We start from the raw sequence: 1,436 nt of genomic DNA on the forward strand, positions 1-1,436 counted from the left end.
GGCCAGCAGCATCGTCGTCACCGGGCGGCCGGCGATCACCGGTGCGATGTCGAACCACGGCACCCCGTAGTTGCCGACGTAGAACCAGCCGTTGACCCCGGAGGTGGCCCAGGCCAGCAGGAACAGCAGTGCGGTCACATACAGCGACAGGTTGCGCCGGCTGTGCAGCCCGATCCGGGCGAAGGTGAACGCGGTGAGTGCGCCCAGCGCGCCGGCCCGCCCGGCGAACGCGCCGAACTGCACGGCCCACTTGGTCGGGGTGAACGTCAGCAGCAGCAGCCCCGCCGCGCATGCGCCGATCAGCCGCCAGGCCGGGCCGGTGGCCACCCCGGGCACCCGCCCGCGCCGCAGCAGCACCGCCAGCATGGCGAACAGGCAGAACACCATGACCAGCACGGCGAAGCGACGGGTCATCGACCCGTCGACGTTCTCCTCGACCGTGAGGAAGTAGTAGCGCAGGAACTCCTGGTACCAGGCGATCGTCGGGCCGACGACGTATTTGATCCGCGCCGACTCGGCCACCGTCGCCAGCGTCTGCGACCGGAACACCACGACGGTGATCACCGAGGCCGCCGCGGCCAGCACCGCCAGCGGCGCGAGCAGGCCGTCGCCGGCCCGGCGCTGCCTGATCACCTCGGCGATCGCGCGGGCGCCGGTCAGCAGCGCGGCCACCGCGATCAGCCCCTGCGGCGCCAGCGTCGCGGCCAGCGCCGCGATCGCGATCGCGATCGCGGCCGGGGCCAGCCGCCGGGTGGCGATCGCGGTCTCCACCAGCACCCAGGTGGCCATCGTGCCGGCCGCGATCAGCGGTTCGGGGCGCAGCCCGTTGTTGAACGGCAGCCAGGCCGCCAGGAACATCGCACCCGCGGTCCACACCGCCACTCGGTTGGCGGCCAGGCCGTTCTTGGCCTCCGGGCCCAGGCGCGGCAGCACGCAGCGGCTGACGATCAGCCAGCAGGCCATCCCGGCGGCGGTGGCCGGCAGCCGCATCCACACCCCGGCCGTGCTGACTTCGGCCAGGCGGGCCAGCAGCGACGGATACCAGTCGAACGGGGCTTCCGTCGTCCCGAAGAACCGGTAGTAGTTGGCCACATAGCCGGCTTTGGGAGCGATCCGGGCGATGGTGAGGTTGTAGCCGTCGTCCGACGAGGTGGCCCCGATGAGGTGCCACACCGCCAGGGTGGCGATGACGCCCGCGTCGGCGAGCCAGGTCGCGACGCCGGCTTTGGCCCCGCGCCAGCTGCGCGGTGCCCGGCGGCCCGAGCGGTCCAGCACCGCCAGCGCGACGATTGACGCAGCCACCGCTAACACGGCCAGCGCCAGCACCGCCGATTTGACGGCGGTGGGCGCGACGATGAACCGGGTGTCGACGTCGATGCGCGCGGCCAGCCCCGGCTGCGGGGGCACCTTCAGATCGGTGAAGATCCCGCCGACCT

1 protein-coding gene is annotated in these 1,436 nt (G+C 72.6%); it reads right to left on the reverse strand.

The window, feature by feature from the left end:
• A partial coding sequence (locus tag AC2VON_RS22160) for an arabinosyltransferase domain-containing protein (RefSeq protein ID WP_486954793.1) occupies positions 1-1,436 on the reverse strand: 1,436 nt, incomplete at both ends.

It is taken from the genome of Mycobacterium sp. TH-M82 (assembly GCF_057473605.1).